This window comes from Mesobacillus zeae (genome assembly GCF_003570705.1).
GTDB classification, from domain to species: Bacteria; Bacillota; Bacilli; order Bacillales; family Cytobacillaceae; genus Mesobacillus_C; species Mesobacillus_C zeae.
In genome coordinates, this window is record NZ_QWVT01000019.1 from 1 (window position 1) to 19,129 (window position 19,129).

15 protein-coding genes are annotated in these 19,129 nt (G+C 44.2%); 1 reads left to right on the forward strand and 14 read right to left on the reverse strand.

All coding sequences use genetic code 11. The features are described 5' to 3' along the window. Positions 1–161: 161 nt before the first annotated feature. From clpB to D1970_RS11725, 12 genes are all read right to left on the reverse strand, one after another. Positions 162–2,756, reverse strand: a complete 2,595-nt coding sequence (clpB, locus tag D1970_RS11670; protein ID WP_119113049.1) for an ATP-dependent chaperone ClpB — start codon at positions 2,754–2,756, stop codon at positions 162–164. 123 nt (positions 2,757–2,879) lie between these two features. Then, on the reverse strand, positions 2,880–3,059 hold the full coding sequence (locus D1970_RS11675) for a YjzC family protein (protein WP_119113050.1): 180 nt from the start codon (positions 3,057–3,059) through the stop codon (positions 2,880–2,882). 134 nt (positions 3,060–3,193) lie between these two features. Beyond that, on the reverse strand, positions 3,194–6,310 hold the full coding sequence (gene carB, locus D1970_RS11680) for a carbamoyl-phosphate synthase (glutamine-hydrolyzing) large subunit (RefSeq protein WP_119113051.1): 3,117 nt from the start codon (positions 6,308–6,310) through the stop codon (positions 3,194–3,196). After that, complete coding sequence (locus D1970_RS11685; RefSeq protein ID WP_119113052.1) at positions 6,303–7,382, reverse strand: carbamoyl phosphate synthase small subunit; 1,080 nt, start codon at positions 7,380–7,382, stop codon at positions 6,303–6,305. The genes carB and D1970_RS11685 overlap by 8 nt, the downstream gene beginning before the upstream one ends. A gap of 83 nt (positions 7,383–7,465) precedes the next feature. Continuing rightward, positions 7,466–8,611, reverse strand: a complete 1,146-nt coding sequence (argD, locus tag D1970_RS11690; protein WP_119113053.1) for an acetylornithine transaminase — start codon at positions 8,609–8,611, stop codon at positions 7,466–7,468. After that, positions 8,608–9,381: an acetylglutamate kinase gene (argB, locus tag D1970_RS11695; protein WP_119113054.1), complete on the reverse strand. Its 774-nt coding sequence runs from the start codon at positions 9,379–9,381 to the stop codon at positions 8,608–8,610. The genes argD and argB overlap by 4 nt, the downstream gene beginning before the upstream one ends. A gap of 10 nt (positions 9,382–9,391) precedes the next feature. Continuing rightward, complete coding sequence (argJ, locus tag D1970_RS11700) at positions 9,392–10,627, reverse strand: bifunctional ornithine acetyltransferase/N-acetylglutamate synthase (RefSeq protein WP_119113055.1); 1,236 nt, start codon at positions 10,625–10,627, stop codon at positions 9,392–9,394. Between the two features lie 11 nt (positions 10,628–10,638). Then, positions 10,639–11,673, reverse strand: coding sequence for an N-acetyl-gamma-glutamyl-phosphate reductase (gene argC, locus D1970_RS11705; RefSeq protein ID WP_119113056.1), 1,035 nt, complete (start codon positions 11,671–11,673; stop codon positions 10,639–10,641). Between the two features lie 246 nt (positions 11,674–11,919). Beyond that, on the reverse strand, positions 11,920–12,636 hold the full coding sequence (locus D1970_RS11710; protein ID WP_119113057.1) for a YwiC-like family protein: 717 nt from the start codon (positions 12,634–12,636) through the stop codon (positions 11,920–11,922). 129 nt (positions 12,637–12,765) lie between these two features. Then, positions 12,766–13,200 carry a respiratory nitrate reductase subunit gamma gene (locus D1970_RS11715; protein ID WP_119113058.1) on the reverse strand — a complete coding sequence of 145 codons (435 nt, stop codon included), beginning with the start codon at positions 13,198–13,200 and terminating at the stop codon, positions 12,766–12,768. A 151-nt stretch (positions 13,201–13,351) separates the two neighbouring features. Further along, the gene (gene mobB, locus D1970_RS11720) at positions 13,352–13,882 is read right to left on the reverse strand and encodes a molybdopterin-guanine dinucleotide biosynthesis protein B (RefSeq protein ID WP_119113059.1); all 531 of its coding nucleotides are present in this window, start codon (positions 13,880–13,882) and stop codon (positions 13,352–13,354) included. Then, positions 13,870–15,135: a molybdopterin molybdotransferase MoeA gene (locus D1970_RS11725; protein WP_119113060.1), complete on the reverse strand. Its 1,266-nt coding sequence runs from the start codon at positions 15,133–15,135 to the stop codon at positions 13,870–13,872. Before D1970_RS11725 ends, mobB begins: the two co-directional genes overlap by 13 nt. 224 nt (positions 15,136–15,359) lie before the next feature. Here D1970_RS11725 and ric point away from each other — a divergent pair, with 224 nt between their 5' ends. Continuing rightward, entirely contained in the window at positions 15,360–16,073 is a 714-nt protein-coding gene (gene ric, locus D1970_RS11730) for an iron-sulfur cluster repair di-iron protein (RefSeq protein WP_119113061.1), read from the forward strand. Positions 16,074–16,112: 39 nt separating this feature from the next. Here ric and cls read toward each other — a convergent pair whose 3' ends face one another. Together cls and moaA are read right to left on the reverse strand one after the other, a co-directional pair. Then, positions 16,113–17,630 (reverse strand): cardiolipin synthase, encoded by a 1,518-nt coding sequence (gene cls, locus D1970_RS11735; protein WP_119113062.1) that lies wholly within the window; start codon positions 17,628–17,630, stop codon positions 16,113–16,115. A gap of 158 nt (positions 17,631–17,788) precedes the next feature. Continuing rightward, positions 17,789–18,805 carry a GTP 3',8-cyclase MoaA gene (gene moaA / locus D1970_RS11740; protein WP_119113063.1) on the reverse strand — a complete coding sequence of 339 codons (1,017 nt, stop codon included), beginning with the start codon at positions 18,803–18,805 and terminating at the stop codon, positions 17,789–17,791. Between the last annotated feature and the right edge of the window lie 324 nt (positions 18,806–19,129).

Sequence of the window (19,129 nt, forward strand, 5' to 3'; positions counted from 1 at the left end):
CTCGTACATCCTGTGCTTCGTCGTAGAGAGGTGGGCGAAGTCCACTAGGCGCTGGGCGCTGTAGCTGGACAATGAAAAGCGACCAGTTTTCGAAGGATAAATGCTTTCTTTATCCCTTCAAGCAAAAAAGTCATCCCCGTTTTGGGATGACTTTTTTGCTTTTACATAATATTTATTGTAAGCTTGCTGTCCTCCATTACAATCTTTACTGTGTTTCCGGTGCGGACACGTCCTGCAATAATTTCTTTTGCAATCATTGTTTCAATATTTCTCTGTATATACCGCTTTAGCGGTCTTGCCCCAAAAACAGGGTCAAAGCCATTTTCAGCAATGTATTCTTTCGCTTCGTCGCTTGCCTGAATGATAATCTGCTGATCCATAAGCCTGTCTTGCAATTTTCCCATCAGCTTCGAAACAATCTTCTTGATTTCTGATAACCCCAACGGCTTGAATAGAATCATCTCATCTACCCTATTTAAAAACTCCGGACGAAAATGCTGCCGAAGCTGTCCCATGACGAGGTCCCTTGTCCCAGGGTCAATTTCCGTACCTTTGTTTTCCAAGAGGAAGTTCGAACCTATGTTGGATGTCATAATAATGACCGTATTTTTACAATCGACCGTCCTGCCCTTGGAATCGGTAATTCTGCCATCATCAAGCATTTGCAGAAGGATGTTGAATACTTCCGGATGGGCCTTTTCAATTTCATCCAGCAGGATAACTGAATATGGCTTTCTGCGCACTGCTTCTGTCAGTTGACCGCCTTCTTCATAACCTACATATCCTGGAGGCGCTCCGATCAGCCTTGAAACAGCATGCTTCTCCATATATTCGGACATATCAATCCTTATGATATGCTCTTCACTGTCAAAGAGAGATTGAGCCAGTGTTTTTGCCAACTCAGTTTTACCGACCCCAGTTGGTCCAAGGAACAAAAATGAACCGATCGGCTTGTCTGGATCCTTGATGCCGGCCCGCGCTCTTAATACTGCATCAGAGACGAGAGTCACAGCTTCTTCCTGGCCAACAACCCTTTCGTGCAAAATGGATTCTAGCCGCAGGAGTTTTTCCCGCTCGCCTTCAACAAGCTTTGTAACCGGAATGCCAGTCCAGCGGGCAACAATCGAAGCAATTTCCTCTTCGGTAACTTCCTCTCGAAGTAATTTTTCTCCTCCATGGGCTCCTGTTTCCTGTTCCAGGGCACGGATTTCTTTTTCAAGCGCGGGGATCCTACCATGGCGCAGTTCTGCCGCTTTGTTCAAATCATACTCATTTTCTGCTTTTTCAAGTTCCCTCCGTAGCTTTTCAAGCATTTCTCTTTTCTGCTGTACAACCTGAATGCTATTCTTCTCTTCTTCCCATTTTCCTTTCATTACCGAAGCAGAATTCTTGAGGTTGGCCAATTCCTTAACAAGATTCTCAAGCCTTGCCTTGCTTGCTTCATCTTTCTCTTTCCTTAGTGCTGCTTCCTCGATTTCAAGCTGCATCACTCTTCTCGTCACTTCATCAAGCTCCGAAGGCATCGAATCGATTTCCGTCCGGATCATCGCACATGCTTCATCAACAAGGTCAATCGCCTTGTCCGGCAGAAAACGGTCTGTGATGTAGCGATCGGACAGGACAGCTGCCGCAACAATTGCCCTGTCATGAATATTGACTCCATGGTGGACCTCAAATCTTTCTTTGAGCCCCCTCAGAATGGAAATAGTATCATCCACATCTGGCTCTTCCACGAGAACTTGCTGAAATCTCCGTTCTAACGCCGGATCTTTTTCAATATATTTTCTATGCTCATCAAGTGTTGTAGCACCGATGCAGTGCAGCTCCCCGCGGGCCAGCATCGGTTTTAGCATATTACCAGCATCCATGGCTCCTTCTGTCTTGCCAGCACCGACAATAGTGTGTATTTCATCAATAAATAGCAGGATTTTCCCTTCGCTTTTTTTTACTTCATTCAGGACCGCCTTTAGCCGCTCCTCGAATTCTCCTCGGAATTTTGCCCCCGCAATAAGAGAACTCATATCCAGTGAAAAAATTGTTTTATCCTTTAGACCCTCGGGAACATCACGACGGACGATTCTTTGAGCAAGCCCTTCAACTATAGCTGTTTTACCTACTCCAGGCTCCCCAATGAGGACAGGATTGTTTTTGGTTTTTCGTGACAAAATTCGAATTACGTTCCGAATTTCTCCGTCTCGGCCAATGACCGGATCCATTTTTCCTGCCTTCGCCTCCTGGACAAGATCTCGACCGTATTTATTCAAAGCGTCATAAACCGCCTCAGGGTTTTGTGAGGTCACGCGCTGATTCCCCCTTATTTCTTTTATTGCTGACAGTATGTTTTCCCGATTAAGTTGATTTTCCTTCAATATCCTTCTGACAATCGAACCCTCCGCAGCTGCCATGGCTAAGATAATGTGTTCAGCTGAAAGGTATTCATCATCTAACTGTTTCATTTCACTCTCGGCAGCAGCCAGTTCCTTTTGCAATAATGATGTGATGTAAAGCTTCCCTTGCTCCGTTCCGCTTCCGGAAACCTGAGGCTTTTTCTTCAAACTTTCCTCAAGAGCAGACTCTAAAACCGTTGTACTGGCACCGGCACGGCTGAGAATCAGCCCAGCCAAACTCTCATCCTGCCTGAGCATGGCCAGCAGAAGATGAATTTCATCAACTTCCTGATGGCTGTTTTCCAATGCAGCAGATTGGGCTGCCATGAATCCTTGCTGCAGCCTTTCAGTCATTCTGTTAAAATCCATGCTGCAGACCTCCTTTGACTATTATTGACCTTTGTCCTTATTATAAATCTTTTTATGAACAAGTAAAAGCCATCCGCATATGGATGGCTTTTACACATATAGCTCTCCCTGAAACCTAAATTCTCAAGGTTTACGCTTATATGTCCAGATTCGGTTATGGTTGGACGCTTCAGGAAAAGTATCTCCCGCTTTCAATTTCACTTGCTTTGGATTTGTAACAGTGCTTCCGGTCTCGCCTATTTCAACATAAATTCCGTTGTTGGGCGCTTTCTGCCCAGAACGGAACTGGTGGTTTTGACCCATACTGATGCCTCCCTTGCTGGTATGTGCATCTATATTTTGGCCCTCTGCCCCCGTGATTATATAGGGAAACTATTGGTTTATTTACTTAATATCCTAACAGTTGCGAAAACCCTTAGCAGGCCCTTTGGGCATGTTCAATTTACAATTACCCCCTTATTTTTTTGTTCCAGCCATTTTCCCATAGGCCGTACATTCCAATCTTCAATGGTATTGGCTTTTAGATAAGCGATAAAGGTTTCCTTTCGGGAAAAAATGAGCTTCCTGTTCTTTATTGCCCACTCCCGAAGGATTAAATCCTCACGCGTCTGTCCAGTGCATAACACGCCTGCAACTTCCTCTTGATCCAGAAATTCCCTGCTAAAGGAAACAAGCCTGACTCCCGTATCCGAGGATTGCTGTACCAGACTGCTAACATTTTCATTTTGAGGATAAAGGATGGATCCAGCGATTTTCTTTCCTGTTTGAGCAAGAAAGCTTTTTTTTAATGCTTCCTGCAAAGTACCCGCAATACTGATTGCCTCACCCGTCGACATCATTTCAGGCCCCGTTTTCATATCAAGCCCTGGTAGAGTAAAATTAGAAAACACCGGGTGCTTGATGCATACATAGTCCTGGTTTTCTGTGAATTTAATACTCGGAGATATGTCTTTCGACAATTTATATTTCCCGAGCAATATTTTTGTCGCTATATTGACAAGCGGTATTCCTGTAACTTTGCTGACAATTGGCATTGTCCTGCTGGACCTTGGATTAACCTCAAGAATGAGAAGGGTATTTCCATTCACAATATACTGGATGTTCATTAACCCCTTGTATTGTGTTGCCTTAACAATTCTCGACGCGTATTCGAACATTTTTTGTTGTATATTTCCCGAAAGCGACTGTGCCGGAATGACAGAGAAGCTGTCACCTGAATGGACTCCAGTTGTCTCGATATGCTCTACAAATGCAGGCACAAGGATGTGCTCCCCGTCTGCAGCCAGGTCAATTTCCGCCTCTTTCGCCTGTAAAAACTGGTCTACAAGGAGCGGGTATCCAGACTTAGAATCAGCAATATAGCATTGAAGATCCTCATCGGAAAGGATGACTTTCATATCCTGTCCGCCGATTACATACGAGGGCCTCACTAGGAGCGGGTATCCTATACGGCAAGCCGATTCAATCAATCCTGCTTCATTCCATGCATACTCTCCTTTCACCCTCGGTATTTCAAGTCTGTCAAGAAGGCTGTAAAACTCTTCCCGGTCTTCAAAAACGTTAATTGTAGCTGAATTCACTCCGAGAATCGTTATTCCCTGCTTCTCTAATTCATTGGATAGATCTAGGGCTGTTTGTCCACCTAGCTGGACAATTACTTCTTGAATTCCTTCGTTTTCAATCACAGCCAAAATATCCTCAAGGACAATCGGCTCAAAATACAGCCTGTCTGAAATGGCGAAGTCTGTACTCACTGTTTCCGGATTGTTATTAATCATCACCGTTTCGATTCCTTCTTCTTTTAACGCGAGCACTCCATGGACCGAGCAGTAGTCGAATTCAATGCCTTGGCCAATCCGGATTGGACCGCTTCCTATTATCAATATTTTCCGTTTGCCGGATTTTATCGCTTCGTTCACTCCATGGTAGGAAGAATAAAAATAGTTGGAGCCTGATGCAAATTCTGCAGCGCATGTATCGACCATTTTAAATACTGGTTGCAGACCAAACTCATCTCTTTTCTTCCTCACCTCTTCCTCCGGAACTTTCCACGCGGAAGCAAGAAAACGGTCGCTGAATCCTTTTTCCTTGTAGTGGAGCAATAAGTTTTTTGTAATGGAAGCAAAGCTGCCCGAAACAATTTCTTTCTCCAAAAGTGCCATTCTTTTCAGCCTTGTTAAAAAGAAGAGGTCGATGTGTGTAAGTTCATGGATCAAACTGACGTCTTCTCCTCTGCGAAGCAGCTCCATGATCACAAACAAACGTTCATCTGTTTGGCTGAGAAGAAGGCTTTTTAGTGCATCTGCCCCTAAAGAACCAAGATGGGGCAGGGAAAGATCATTGACTTTCAGCTCCAAAGATCTGACAGCCTTTAGCAGGGCACGCTCAAAGCTTCTATCGATTCCCATTGCTTCACCGGTAGCTTTCATCTGGGTCCCGAGCGTTCGCTGGATTGCAGGGAATTTGTCAAATGGCCACTTCGGGATTTTCACAACCACATAATCAAGGGCAGGCTCATAGCTTGCAAATGTATTTCCAGTAACAGGGTTTTTTAACTCAGAAAGCATATATCCAACTGCAAGCTTCGCTGCCATTCGTGCAATCGGATAGCCGGTCGCCTTCGAAGCCAAGGCTGAGGAACGGCTGACACGGGGATTAACCTCGATAAGAAAATAATTCTTGCTTTTCGGATCAAGCGCAAACTGTATATTGCACCCTCCAACGATTCCCAGGGCGGAAATGATCCGAACTGAGGCAGACCTTAGCATATGATATTCCTTGTCAGTCAATGTCTGGGATGGTGCAACAACAATCGAATCTCCAGTGTGGATACCAACCGGATCAAAGTTCTCCATATTACAAACCGCAATACAAGTGCCGCTTTCATCCCTCATCATTTCATATTCAATTTCTTTGTACCCTGCTATGCTTTTTTCAATAAGGCATTGACCGATCGGACTCGCATTAAGGCCTCCACCGACAAGGGTTGCTAACTCTTCCTGCGTTGCCGCAATTCCGCCGCCGCTTCCGCCAAGTGTATAAGCCGGCCTAACAATAACGGGGAACCCGGTCTGATGGGCAAAGTCCAATGCTTCTTTAATACTGTGTACTATAGTGCTATCAGGAACAGGCTCCCCCAGTTTGTGCATCAAACTTCTGAACAAATCACGGTCTTCACCATTTTTTATTGATGAAATCGATGTACCAAGAACTTTTATTCCAAATTTTTCAAGAATACCACTTTCGCTTAGCTGAAAAGCAAGGTTCAAACCAGCCTGACCTCCAAATGTGGCAAGCAATCCGTCTGGCTTTTCCTGCATGATTATTTTTTCGGCACTTTCAACAGTCATTGGCTCAAAATAGACGGCATCTGCAAATGACTGGTCCGTCATAACGGTTGCCGGATTATTGTTCAAGAGAACGATTCTGTATCCTTCTTCCTTCAAGGCAATACACGCTTGTGTGCCCGCATAATCAAATTCTGCCGCCTGGCCGATAATAATCGGTCCCGAGCCAATCACCAATATGGATTGTATACTTGTGTCTTTAGGCATAATGCACCGCTTTTCGCTCCGTGGATTTGATTATGTCGATAAATTCATCAAAAATATAGTTGCTGTCGGTCGGTCCAGGGTGTGCCTCTGGGTGGAACTGGACAGTTACGAGTGGCAATGCGTGATGCTGAAGGCCCTCCACTGTACCATCATTGCTGTTGACAAAACGAGGTGAAAGCCCCGTCCCTCCAAGGCTGCATCCATCGACAACATAGCTATGGTTTTGTGAAGACATAAACACCTTTCCTGATTCCCTATCGAGAACAGGATGGTTCGCACCTCTGTGTCCAAATAGCATTTTTTTCGTATCTGCGCCAAGTGCCAGTGCAGCAATTTGGTGTCCTAGACAGATGCCGAGAGCTGGGTAATATTCGATAACTTTTTTGATTTCTGGCAGTATACCTGTCATTTCCTTTGGATCCCCTGGGCCATTTGATAAAAGAATGCCATCAGGGTCTAGCTTTTTTACTGTCTCGAAGTCTGTTTGATAGGGCACGACTGTCACTCTGCAGCCTTCTTTTCGCAGCAGGTTCAGAATGGATTTTTTATATCCAAAGTCATACAGTACAATATGATGACTTCCCTTTCCATATTTCTGTATCACAGTAGTGGATACCTTGCCTGCTTTGCATTCAGGCACGAGTGTAATTCCTTCTTCACGGACCGGAGACGAATCCATCACGGCTGGCATGGAGCCATGCTCTCTTATTTGCTGTACTAGATCTCTTGTATCGACACTGCTTAAAAGAGGAATGCCCCACAGATTCAAATACTCGGGAAGCGGCATTTCTGACTCATAATGAAAGCACTCTGCCTCCACTTCATAAACAATTACGCCCGATACTTGGGGACGCTTGCTTTCCGCATCATTTTTATTCACCCCGTAGTTCCCAATCAATGGGTAAGTGAATACAATAATCTGCCCTTTATAAGATGGGTCAGTCAATACTTCCTGATAACCAGTCATTCCGGTAAAAAATACAATTTCGCCTTTTATTTCGGCAGCCGGTACTTTCCCAGCCCATTTACCTTCAAATGTTTTCCCGGCTGCCAGATGCAAATATCCGTCCATCATACACCTCACTGTTTTGTATATTTATTTACGATTATTTATATTTATGCAATATTGGCCGCAAATGTCCGTCTATATTACAGTCACGCCCTTTTTTTCAGCGTCATCTCAAGAAGAGATACCGCCTCATCAATCTCCATTTTGTTTACATTCAGCGGAGGAAGAAGCCTGATAACATTTTCGCCAGCAGGCAGGGCCAACAGTCCATTTTCCCGCAGTTCCTGCAGCGTTCCCGAAAGCTCTTCCGTTATTTCGATACCCACCATTAGGCCAATCCCCCTAATGTCCCTGACATTTTCTAGAATTCCCAGTGATTGCTTTAGCAGTTGAGCTAGATATACACCGAGTTCCCTCGTTTCCCGTAAAAAATTTTCATTGAAAATAATTTCCATAGTTGCCTTCGCTGCTGTTGTCGCTATTGCGTTGCCGCCGAATGTAGAGCCATGGCTGCCAGGGCCAAACGCTTCTCCCAGCCAGCCTTTGCCAGCCATCGCCCCGATTGGAAAACCGCTTCCGAGACCCTTTGCGGCCGTAATGATATCAGGCTGAACGCCATAGTGCTGAAAAGCAAAAGCTTTACCTGTCCGCCCGATTCCTGTCTGTATTTCATCCACCATAAACAGTGCGTCATTCTTCCGGCAAAATGCCTCTGTTTCCTTTAAAAACTTTTCACTTGCCGGGTGGATGCCCCCCTCGCCCTGAATAACCTCCAGCATGACAGCAGCCGTGTCAGTTCCATCCTCTTCCCACAGTCTTTCGCAGTCATTGAATGGAAGATGGACAAAGTTCTCTGGCATGGAACCGAAACCTTGCCAGACTTTTTCCTGCCCTGTTGCTGCCATTGCTCCAAGTGTCCTGCCGTGAAACGAACTTTTAAAGGAAATAATTTTACTTCTTCCAGTTGCTTTCCGGGCAAGTTTAATGGCTGCTTCATTCGCTTCTGCCCCGCTATTGGCAAAGAAAACATAGTCCATTCCTGATGCTTCGGCCAATAGCTTTCCCGCCTGTTCCTGGATGTTTTGGGGAAAAAAATTGGAAACATGCCAAAACTTATCGAGCTGGGCTTCAACCTGCTCCTTAACTGCTTCATGGCAATGGCCCAGATTGCATACCCCTATGCCTGAAGTAAAGTCAAGGTACTCCTTCCCGTTTTCTCCAGTCATCCTGGCACCTTTTGCATAAGCTGGCTCAAGCTCCCATCGCTTGTATGTCGGAAACAAAACACTCATTTTTTTATTCCTTCCTTTGCCGCTATTATGGTTCCATTCCATTTACCCTTGCTGTAGAATGCTTTTTTCCCTGAAACAATCATGACTTTTCCTATTCCTTCTGACAGTAAATCCATTGCTGATTGAACCTTAGGAATCATCCCTCCATAGATGTTACCACTTGAAATGTGTGTTTCAATTTCCCCTGGGGTTGTTTCTTGTACAACGCTTCCTTCAATGATGATTCCTTCTACATCGGTTACGAAGACGCAGCGGTCTGCTCCTAGTTCCCTTGCAATGGCAGCTGCAGCATAATCTGCATTGACATTCAGTCTGGCACCATCCGCCCCTGAAGCAACAGGTGTGATAACCGGAATAAACCCTTCCTTCAGCCAGACCAGAATAGTTTCCTTCCTGACAGAAGTTACCTTACCGACATACCCTAGCTCCTGCCGGTTGATGTACTCTGCCTGAAGGCACTTTCCATCACTTCCATTTAACCCAATTGCCTTAAGTCCCGTTTTATCAAGCATTCCGACCAGCTTTCTGTTTGTTTGTCCGGAGAGTACTGTTTCGACAATTTGCATCGTCCGTTCACAAGTGACTCGGAGTCCATCCTTAAATTTCGGTGGCATATTATAAAGTGCAAGCATAGAGTTGATTGCAGGGCCTCCGCCATGGACGATAACCGGTTGAATTCCGTTGCGGATCAGCTCCTTAAGGCTCTGGAAAAAGTCTCCGGACAGCCGATCCATAATACTGCCGCCGCATTTCAGAACTAAAATGTCCATCTAATGCACCTCAAGTCCTGTAGCTTGCGTTAATTTTCACATAATCATAGGACAAGTCACAGCCCCATGCTGTTCCTTTACCAGTACCAACATTTAAATGAACGTCAATGCAAATCACTTCTTTTTCAAGGTAAGACCTTGCCTTTTCCTCGCAAAATTCCACTGGATTGCTTTTCTCCAGTATGGCGATAGTTCCAAGCTTGATATCAACCGTTTCAGGATTAATGAACGCCTTTGCTTTGCCTGCAGCTCCTACAATTCTTCCCCAGTTTGCGTCGGTTCCATAAACTGCTGTTTTGACAAGGCTTGATCCCACAATCTGCTTGGCGACAACTCTGGCTTCCTCATCATTCAGCGCACCGGAAACCGTGACTTCGATTAGCTTTGTCGCGCCTTCACCATCTCTTGCAATTTGCTTTGCGAGGCTTATACAGTTTTCTTTCAAGAGAGCGATAAAAAGGGGCCATTCCGGGTCGGACGGCGTCAAAGGCTCATTTCCCGCAAATCCATTGGCCATGACTGCAACCATATCATTTGTTGATGTGTCACCGTCTACTGTAATCTGGTTGAATGTCACATCCGTTACTTCTTTTAAAGCCTGGTTTAAATAAAACGAAGAAATCGCTGCATCTGTTGTCACAAAGGCAAGCATTGTCGCCATATTGGGATGAATCATTCCAGAGCCTTTTGCTGCCCCGCCCATCGATATCTGCTTTCCGCCTATCTCTGCCTGGAAACAGCTGCTTTTCATATTAGTATCAGTAGTAAGTATCGCTGTCTGGAACGATTCAGCATCACTTTTGGATTTTCCTGGCTGAAGTAATTGAATTCCGGAATCTATCTTTTCCATATCAAGATACTCTCCAATCACTCCTGTGGATGCAACGACAACATGCTGATGTAAAAGTCCGAACTTCTCGGCTGCCAGCTCCCTTGTTTTGTAGGCATCTTTCAGACCTTTCTCGCCTGTGCAGGCATTTGCGCAGGCACTGTTGACGACGATGGCCTGAACCATTCCTTCTTTTTCGATACTGTCCTGCGATACCCTGATAGGAGCCGCCTGGAAATGGCTTGTTGTATAAACAGCTGCGCAGCTTGCGGGCGCTTCACTCATTATCATTCCGATATCGAGTTTCTTATGGCGAAGGCCGGCATAGGCTCCTGCTGCCATAAATCCTTTTGGCGTCAGTATACCGCCGTCCTTTAATTCTTTGACTATGCTTTTTTCTGTTAACGCTTGTTTCATTTCAAGCCTCCTTATGGATATACCGGAACATAGTTCAATCCCGCATTTTCTTCCAGCCCGAACATCAGGTTGGCATTCTGTACAGCTTGGCCTGCTGCACCTTTCATCAAATTATCAATAACTGAGACAATCGTTAACCTGCCAGTCCTGCGGTCCGCATGCATTCCAATGTCGCAAAAATTGCTTCCGCAAACTTCCTTGATGGCGGGATATTTCCCCGCGGGACGAATCCTGACAAAGTGGTGACCTGCATATGTTTCTTTGTATAAGTCAACAAGACTTTCAGTATCCATCTCTTCCTTCAGCTGCACATAGATCGTTGCCATAATCCCCCTAGAAACGGGGATAAGGTGGGTGCTGAAGGTGATGGGGCGAATATGTTTATCCCACCTCGCCAGCTGCTGCTGTATTTCGGGGATATGCTGATGTTCATTGACCTTATAAATTTTCAGGTTTTCGTTCATCTCTGTAAACGAAGTAGCTTTCGACAATGATTTCCCTGCTCCGGATAGCCCCGATTTAGCATCAACAATGATTCCCGCCGGCTCCAGGAGTCCATTATCCGCCAGCGGACCAAGGCCCAAAAGTGTTGCCGTCGGATAGCAGCCCGGATTGGAAAGAATCTCAGCCTTCCTGATATTCTCCCTGTTCCACTCGCTTAGCCCGTATACGGCCTTCTCAAGGACATTGCTTCCTGCCGCTTTATGTCCGTACCAGGATTCGTACTCTCCAGGATCGTTAAGGCGAAGGTCTCCCGAAAGGTCGATGACTTTTATCGGTTTTCCGGAGAAAGCCTCAGCCAATCGACCTGAAACCCCAGAAGGTGTCGCTAGAAAAACAATGTCAGCTTCAGCAGCAATTTTATCGCTGTCGATTTTCTCCAATGAATCTTCAAATATAGTATAAAGATGGGGATACTCCTCTGTGACCGGCATCCCCTCCCTTGAAGAGTGAACAGAATGTATACGAAATACAGGATGGTCCGTCAGTATCCTGATCAACTCTCCTCCCCCATATCCAGTTACACCAATGATTGCTGCTTTCATTAGGCACCTCCCTTATTCAATAATGAATAAATACTCATTTTTCTTAATATTTATTAAATTTACTTCTTATCATTATAAGAACTCGTTTACAGAAACGCAACTGATTTTTTCCAATTTTTTATATATTTTTTTTGTAAGCCTTGTCATTACTTGTTTATCAGTATTCTTTTTTGTGGAATAAAAAAAGCAGACGTATACCCACGTCTGCTTTTCACTATATATTCTATTTTATACAATGAATAAAAATTACATAATTCTAATGAATATCATAATAAAGAATAAGACTGCGTTTATAATTTCATATACTCCAACCTTCATGACGGAGAGAGACCTGCCATAAAAAAGGATTGCCCGAAACAAGCTTGGCAGGAATGCAAGCATGATAATCGGTTCTCCTACGATCAGCCAAGTAAGCGGCACAATTACATGATACGCCCACGAAATATATTTGAATCTTACATTCTTTTTTTCCCGCACCATCGTTTTTACATATAGCGTACTCCCGCCGAAAAAAAGGATCATTCCCGCAAAAACGAGAAGCGCTTCACCTGAAAGCGAAGCAGAAGAGAGATAACTGCTCGCCAGCCCTGCAGTCGAAAAGGCAAAAATGGCACTCAAATCATTAAGAAGTGCCCTGTCTCTGTTTTTTGAGGAATAGTAAGCATTGATGCAAAAGAATGGAATCATGGCAATGCCAAAATATAGAATGCGAGGCTCCGTAAAAAGTGGAACCATGAGGAAAATTAATGCCGGAAGCAAGTAAGCCAGGGTCCACCTTCGATAGAAGCCTACTTTCTTCCCTTTAAAAATCAGGAGCATTGGATATACAGCCAAATATAATAACAGCCAGCCAAGGAAAAACGGTATATGCTGCCAGACAATGCCTCCCTCGGCTGCTCCAAGCCAGAATGGAATGATCAGCATCGCCCATGCACCATGCTGTTTAGGCAAAAACAACTTCATCTTTATTCACTCCTTTTTTCACTATATCTACTATAGTCGAGTAAGTTTTCCGAATAAGTGAATAGAATCACATATTGTTCATTAAAAGGACGATTGGACACCAAAATGTCAAAAAATAAAAAGGCACCCTTAAGGATGCCTTTTATCAAGCTTCATGCACAATCTTTTTACATAAAGGTGCGGCTTGAATAGATACGATATTTTATTGGTAAAGGCAAGCAAAAGCAAGAATAGGAATGCTGTGATCAAGTGTGCACGCGAGAGAAGGGAAATGTTCTTGACTAAATCTATGTCCGGCTGAAACTGAAGCATGCTCAAAAGCCAGCGTAACAGTTGTACTGGTTCATCTGTCAGCCCAAAGATAAAAATGATAGCCAGACCGCTGATGCTGCTCAGCAGAAGAAGGAGTTTAACAGAAAAAACTAAGACTTTTCCCTGTATCGTATAGCCAACTGCCTCTTCCGCATCCTTTGGGATATCCTGCTGCCAGATCATCCCCATGGCTACAATCGCTCCAACCGAATATGGGAACACAATCCACAATAATACTTGACCGATATCCATTCGACTTTCACCCCTGCCTTAATGTTCGAAACACCAACACATACTAAACATTTTAGCCGGAGATATAACCTTTCACAGTGACATAAGTCGCTAATATGTCAAATTTGCGAACCTTTTTCTTGTTTTTTTGAATATACCTGAATATTTAGACCTAATTTAAATAATTTTCAATATAACTCAGCACCCAGCCATATCCTTCTTCCGACCCTGTTTTAAAAATTGGGACGTCGACCATGCCCCTTACCCTTACTTCAAGTCCGCCATCCATAACAAAAACTGCAACGATGTCTAAAAGCTCTTCAAGAAGGTGAAAATCCTCCCTGCCCCTCAGCAGTACGATTTTGGGAAAGCCGGCATGCTTATGGCCTTCAACCAAAACCACTTCGGGCATGAAATATTCCGCCAGTCTAACCTGCTCCTCAAGGGACCATCCAGCTTTATCTGCGTGCATGACAAGCCTTCCTCCCCCTTCCACAATCGAAGCAACAGCCCCTGCTGCGACGTGTCGGCCTGAATCCTTGCCTTCATATACTGCCGGCTTTCCCCCATGTCCATGATGCTTAATAGCTACAGCTTTCCATCCGCATGAAGAAATCCTCTCTATCAAGCCAGCCGCAACCGTGGTCTTCCCACTGTCCTGGTAGCCGGCAATTTGAAGGAGAACTGGTTTTACCAAGGCCACAAACTTCCTTCCTGGTCTTCAAGCAGAAGGACGTCGACTTCCATGCCGCGTTCAAAACCGCGCGATCCTCCCGGCAATACCATCAGGGAATTGGCGCCGGCGAGACTCATGATGATATTGGATTTATCAAGCCCGCTAGGCACAACCACAAGTCTTCCTGCTTCCGCGCTCAGGGAACTTCTGACAAAACGGGTAAACGGATTGGCCTTTGGAAAGTCAGCGTCAAGCCTTGCCTGCTCCTTGCGCAGATGCGGTCTTTCGCTGAAAAGCATCGTCCTTATCACAGGCCTTGCAAACAACTCAAAGCCAACGTAGCAAGCGGAAGGATTTCCTGACAGCCCAAACATAAGCTTTCCATCTAGCTGCGCTACTGTCGTGACACTGCCAGGCCTCATGGCAACCTTGTTAAACAAAACCTCCGCTCCCAGTTTTTCATAAATCTGCGGGAGGTAATCAAAGTCGCCCACTGACACACCGCCTGTTGTAATAAACAGATCAACATCCTTTACCGCTTCACGGACAGCCTCAAAGCATGTATCAAAGTCGTCCTGAAGCTGGCCAAAATAGCGGACTTCTGCTCCGGCCCTTTGAATTTGGGCGGAAATCATATAGGAATTGCTATTGCGGATTTTTCCAGGCTGGAGTGGTTCGCCGACATCAAGCAGCTCGGTCCCTGTGGCGTAAAGACCTACTACCGGCTTTCTGGCTACCGGAACTTCAGCATAGCCGAATGTAGCAAGCATTGCCTGTACGCCTGGGTTAATAAGTGTTCCTTTCCTTACAAGAACTTGCCCCTCTTTTGCATCTTCTCCCTTGTAAGAAACATTCTCTCCTTTTTTATGTACCTTCTTGACTGTCATTGTCTTTTTGCTTCCTTGTTCTTGAGCTCCTGCCAGTTCTAGCATGACGACAGAATCAGCTCCTTTTGGCATTTGTGCTCCAGTCATAATCCTGACAGCCTGGAAGGGTCCAAGTGTTTTATCTGAAAGCATACCCGCTCCAATATGGTCAACCACCTCAAACTCGACAGGCGTCGACTGCGATGCAGCACTTGTGTCCTGTGAACGAATGGCATAGCCGTCATATGGAGCCCTGTCAAAGTGCGGCACATCGCTTGTCGCTCTCAGGTCTTCCGAAAGATATCTTCCTCCACTTTCAAGAATAGATACATACTCGCTCTTGCCTTCCTGTCTGTATTCCATAACTTTTCTGACTGCTTCTCCGATTTTTATAGGGTTCCTTCTTTCAAGCATCTGATCAGCTCCTATTGGCAGGTTTAATCACGTCATTATTACATTCCATTATAAGATTAAAGGAAACAATATAACATGACAAACCTCACAAAGTGTTTTCGAGAGTATTTTTATGATAGAATCGTGAATTTTTTACAAAGTGTGATACATATCACCAAGCGAAAACATCATTTCCTTTATCATTAAATTGTAAACAAAAGCATCGAACAAAGGAGGAAACATCAATGCAACTGCCTTTCAATGAAGATACATTAGTCAAAGACATCGTCAACCTTTTCCCGAATTCCAGCGATATATTCAAGAAAAACCGGATTGACTTTTGCTGCGGTGGTAATGTCAAGCTGTCTGAAGCAACAGCAGAGCGCCAACTAAACATAAAGATCATCATGGATGAACTAGCCAGTCTTTATGAAAAAAACACCAGGACCGCAGAAGATATGGAGGTTTGGACACAGACAGACTCACCGGCATTAATACAGCATATAATCGAAAATTATCACCGTCCGCTCGAAGAAGAACTCTCGCTATTAAGCCCTTATGTGACAAAGGTTGCCCGAGTGCATGGAACCCGACACCCTGAATTAATTACGATGCATGATTTGTTTTATGAACTGAAGAAAGAGCTGCTGGAGCATACCGCAAAAGAAGAGGCTGATGTTTTCCCGGTACTCCTTGCTTTAGAAAAACATGAGGCCGGACAGCCAAAAACATTGCCGAATTATATTAAAGAACTGGAAAGTGAACATGACCATGCCGGTTCAATCCTGAAAAAGCTTAGGGACATCACAGCAGATTTCACCCCTCCTGCCGATGCATGCGGTACTTTCAGGCTGGTATATAAGCGTCTGGAAATCCTTGAAGATCAGACATTTATGCATGTTCATTTGGAAAACAATATCCTCTTCCCCCGATTTATGGACAGCCCTGTTATCCTGTAAAAGGAAAAGCCTCGATTTCGGGGCTTCTTTTTATCCATTTTAAAGCACGCCCGAAAAAAGCCGGGCTGCGGATTCTTTTGTTTTTTGAATCATGCTCCGTTTATAATGATCAACTGCCCCAATCCGTTCACTTTCCGTAATGTCTTCTTCATAATGTGCTACCAGGTCCCTGATGGAACTGCTGCCATAAAGAAAAACGTTCACTTCAAAGTTAAGGTGAAAACTTCGCATATCCATGTTGGCAGTCCCGATTGAAGCAAGATTACCGTCAATTATGACCACTTTCTGATGAAGGAATCCCTTTTTATACAAATAAATTTCCACCCCATACCTAAGAAATTCCGAAAAGTAGGACTGGCTTGCATACTGAGTAAGAAAGCTGTCGTTTTTATGAGGTAAAAGGACACGCACTTGAATTCCTTTGGCAGCAGCTGTTCTCAGTGCTGTCCTGATTGCTTCATCAGGAATGAAGTAGGGGGTCGCAATCCATATTGAACGTTTGGCGCAAGACATCATGGCAAAATAAAAATCGCTCATGATTCCCTGCTGTGTATCGGGACCGCTCGCTACAACCTGGACGGCTCCATTGATCACATCCTCGTTAACGATTGATTTTGTTTTTTTGGCACACTGGTCCTCAATTACCTTTTCTCCGCTGACATACTCCCAATCAAGAAGGAATACATTATGAAGCGAATAGACAGCCTCCCCTTTTAGCATCAGATGGGTATCACGCCAATAGCCGATATTTTCGTCTTCCCCCAAATATTCAACGCCGATATTCAGTCCGCCGACAAACCCTGTTTCCCCGTCAATGATGATAATTTTCCTGTGATTCCGGAAGTTGAACTTCTGGTTAAAGAACCCGTATTTCAATGGAGAAAAAGGATAGACTTTAATACCTGCCTCCTCCATTGCCATTGTATATTTTACTTCGAGCCTCATGCTTCCAGCAGCATCGAAAATAAATAGGACTTCGACGCCTTCCCTTGCTTTTTCAATCAGGATATCGATAATTTCCTTGCCAAGCCTGTCGGACCGGAAAATATAGTATTCAATATGGATAAAACTCTTTGCCTGCTTAAGCCTTTTCTTTATCTCCGAAAAGGTTTCTTCCCCATTTTTCAATACGGATGAATGCGACCCTGTACTGATTGAGGTCTTCGAAACATTCCCTGCAAATTTGGCAAAACACTGCTGATTGTCCTGAAGGAAAGAAAGATCTGGCTTGGTTTCTTTCCTCATCATCCTCTCCCATTCCTGTCTGGCTGTCATGCGCTTATTCTTGAACAGATATCCTTTCAGGTATAGCTGACCAGAGTATAAATAAAATCCGTAGCCAAGGACGGGGAAAAACAGCAAGACATACACCCATACGAGCGTTTCATTGGGAGCCCTGTTTTCTAGGAGCAATGAAAACATGCTTAATAAAATGATTCCTCCATAGAGGCAGAAAAAAAACAGCTTCCATGCGAAGTTGAAATGCGAAAAAAAGACAACATAAATACAAAGCATCAAAATAGGGGAAAAAATAAATTCAATTCTTCGTTTCAACATGGCTAATCTCCAAATTCAAAAGGATGTGAAAAAATCATTTCCCTTCTCCTCTACCCCTTTTTCTTCCTATCAAAAACATTCTTATTAGGTAAAAAAATATGTAAAAGCTGTTTCAGCAAAGAAAAAAACCCTTTACGGGTTTTTTTACGGAGCTGGTCTCAGCCACCAATATAGGACATTTCGATTTTCTTTCGGTTTGCCATTGTCTCAGCAGTTCTTTCATCGGAATAACGGTCTATCCGATGGTTCCAAATATCCATGATCCGCTTGCTGAGTTCCCCATCGCCTGCACCATCGCGCATAAAATCACGGATATCTGAACCATTGCCATTGAACAAGCAGGTGAAAATCTGGCCGTTGGCAGACAGCCTGGCACGTGTACAGCTTGAACAAAACGATTCAGAAACAGAGGAAATGAATCCGACATGGACATCTGTCCCTTTATACCGATAGCGTCTTGCTACCTCGCCAAAATAGGCCGGTTCTGTTTCCTCCAGAGTATAGTTTTCCCGAATGACATCGTAAATCTGTTTCTTTGTAATAACATCATCCATTTTCCATCCGTTCGTACTGCCGACATCCATGAATTCAATGAACCTCAGCTCAAGATTCTCCTTCTTGCAGAACTCTGCCATTGGGACGATTTCGGTATCGTTCAATCCTTTTTTTACAACCATATTAATCTTTACCCCAAGCCCCGCATGCTTTGCTGCATTGATTCCGTCAATGACCGGGGTTACACCTACTTTCCGCCCGTTTATCTGCCCAAACAGTTCATCATTAAGGCTATCAAGGCTTATATTTACACGTTTGAGCCCTGCATCCGCAAGCTGTTCAGCAAACCTTGGAAGAAGTACACCATTTGTGGTCAATGCGATATCAGCGAGTCCTGGAATAGAAGAAAGCTTTTTGACGAGTACCGGCATATCTTTTCTAAGCAAAGGTTCCCCGCCTGTTAGCCTGATTTTTTCCACGCCTAACCCGACAAATATACGGGCAATGCGTTCTATCTCTTCATAGCTTAACAACTCACTTTTAGGCAAAAAAGCAAAGTCTGGACCAAATATTTCAGCAGGCATACAGTAACTGCAGCGGAAATTGCAGCGGTCGATGACAGAAATGCGCAAATCCCTAAGCGGCCTGTCCAGCTTATCTTTAACAAATTGTTTATTCATTCACTTCAACTCCATATATAGAAGTCCTGTTATCTGACATTGTAACAGTAGAAATACAGCCTTACTGTTAATATTCTCACAGCAGTTTTTAAAATAACTTGTTGTTTTTGTTTATCATACTATACATCTTACGGTAAAAACTACGTACATGATGTATATACCCTAAATTTCATAAACTTGTCATATAAAATAGGATTATTTTCTTCTATTCATATAATACCGATACGACAAGAACAATCCGTTGCTGGTGAATGTTGTTTTTTACAAAATTGTGAACACGAATCAACAGAGACGTGACAACTTTTCAACAAGTGTGATTGGCAT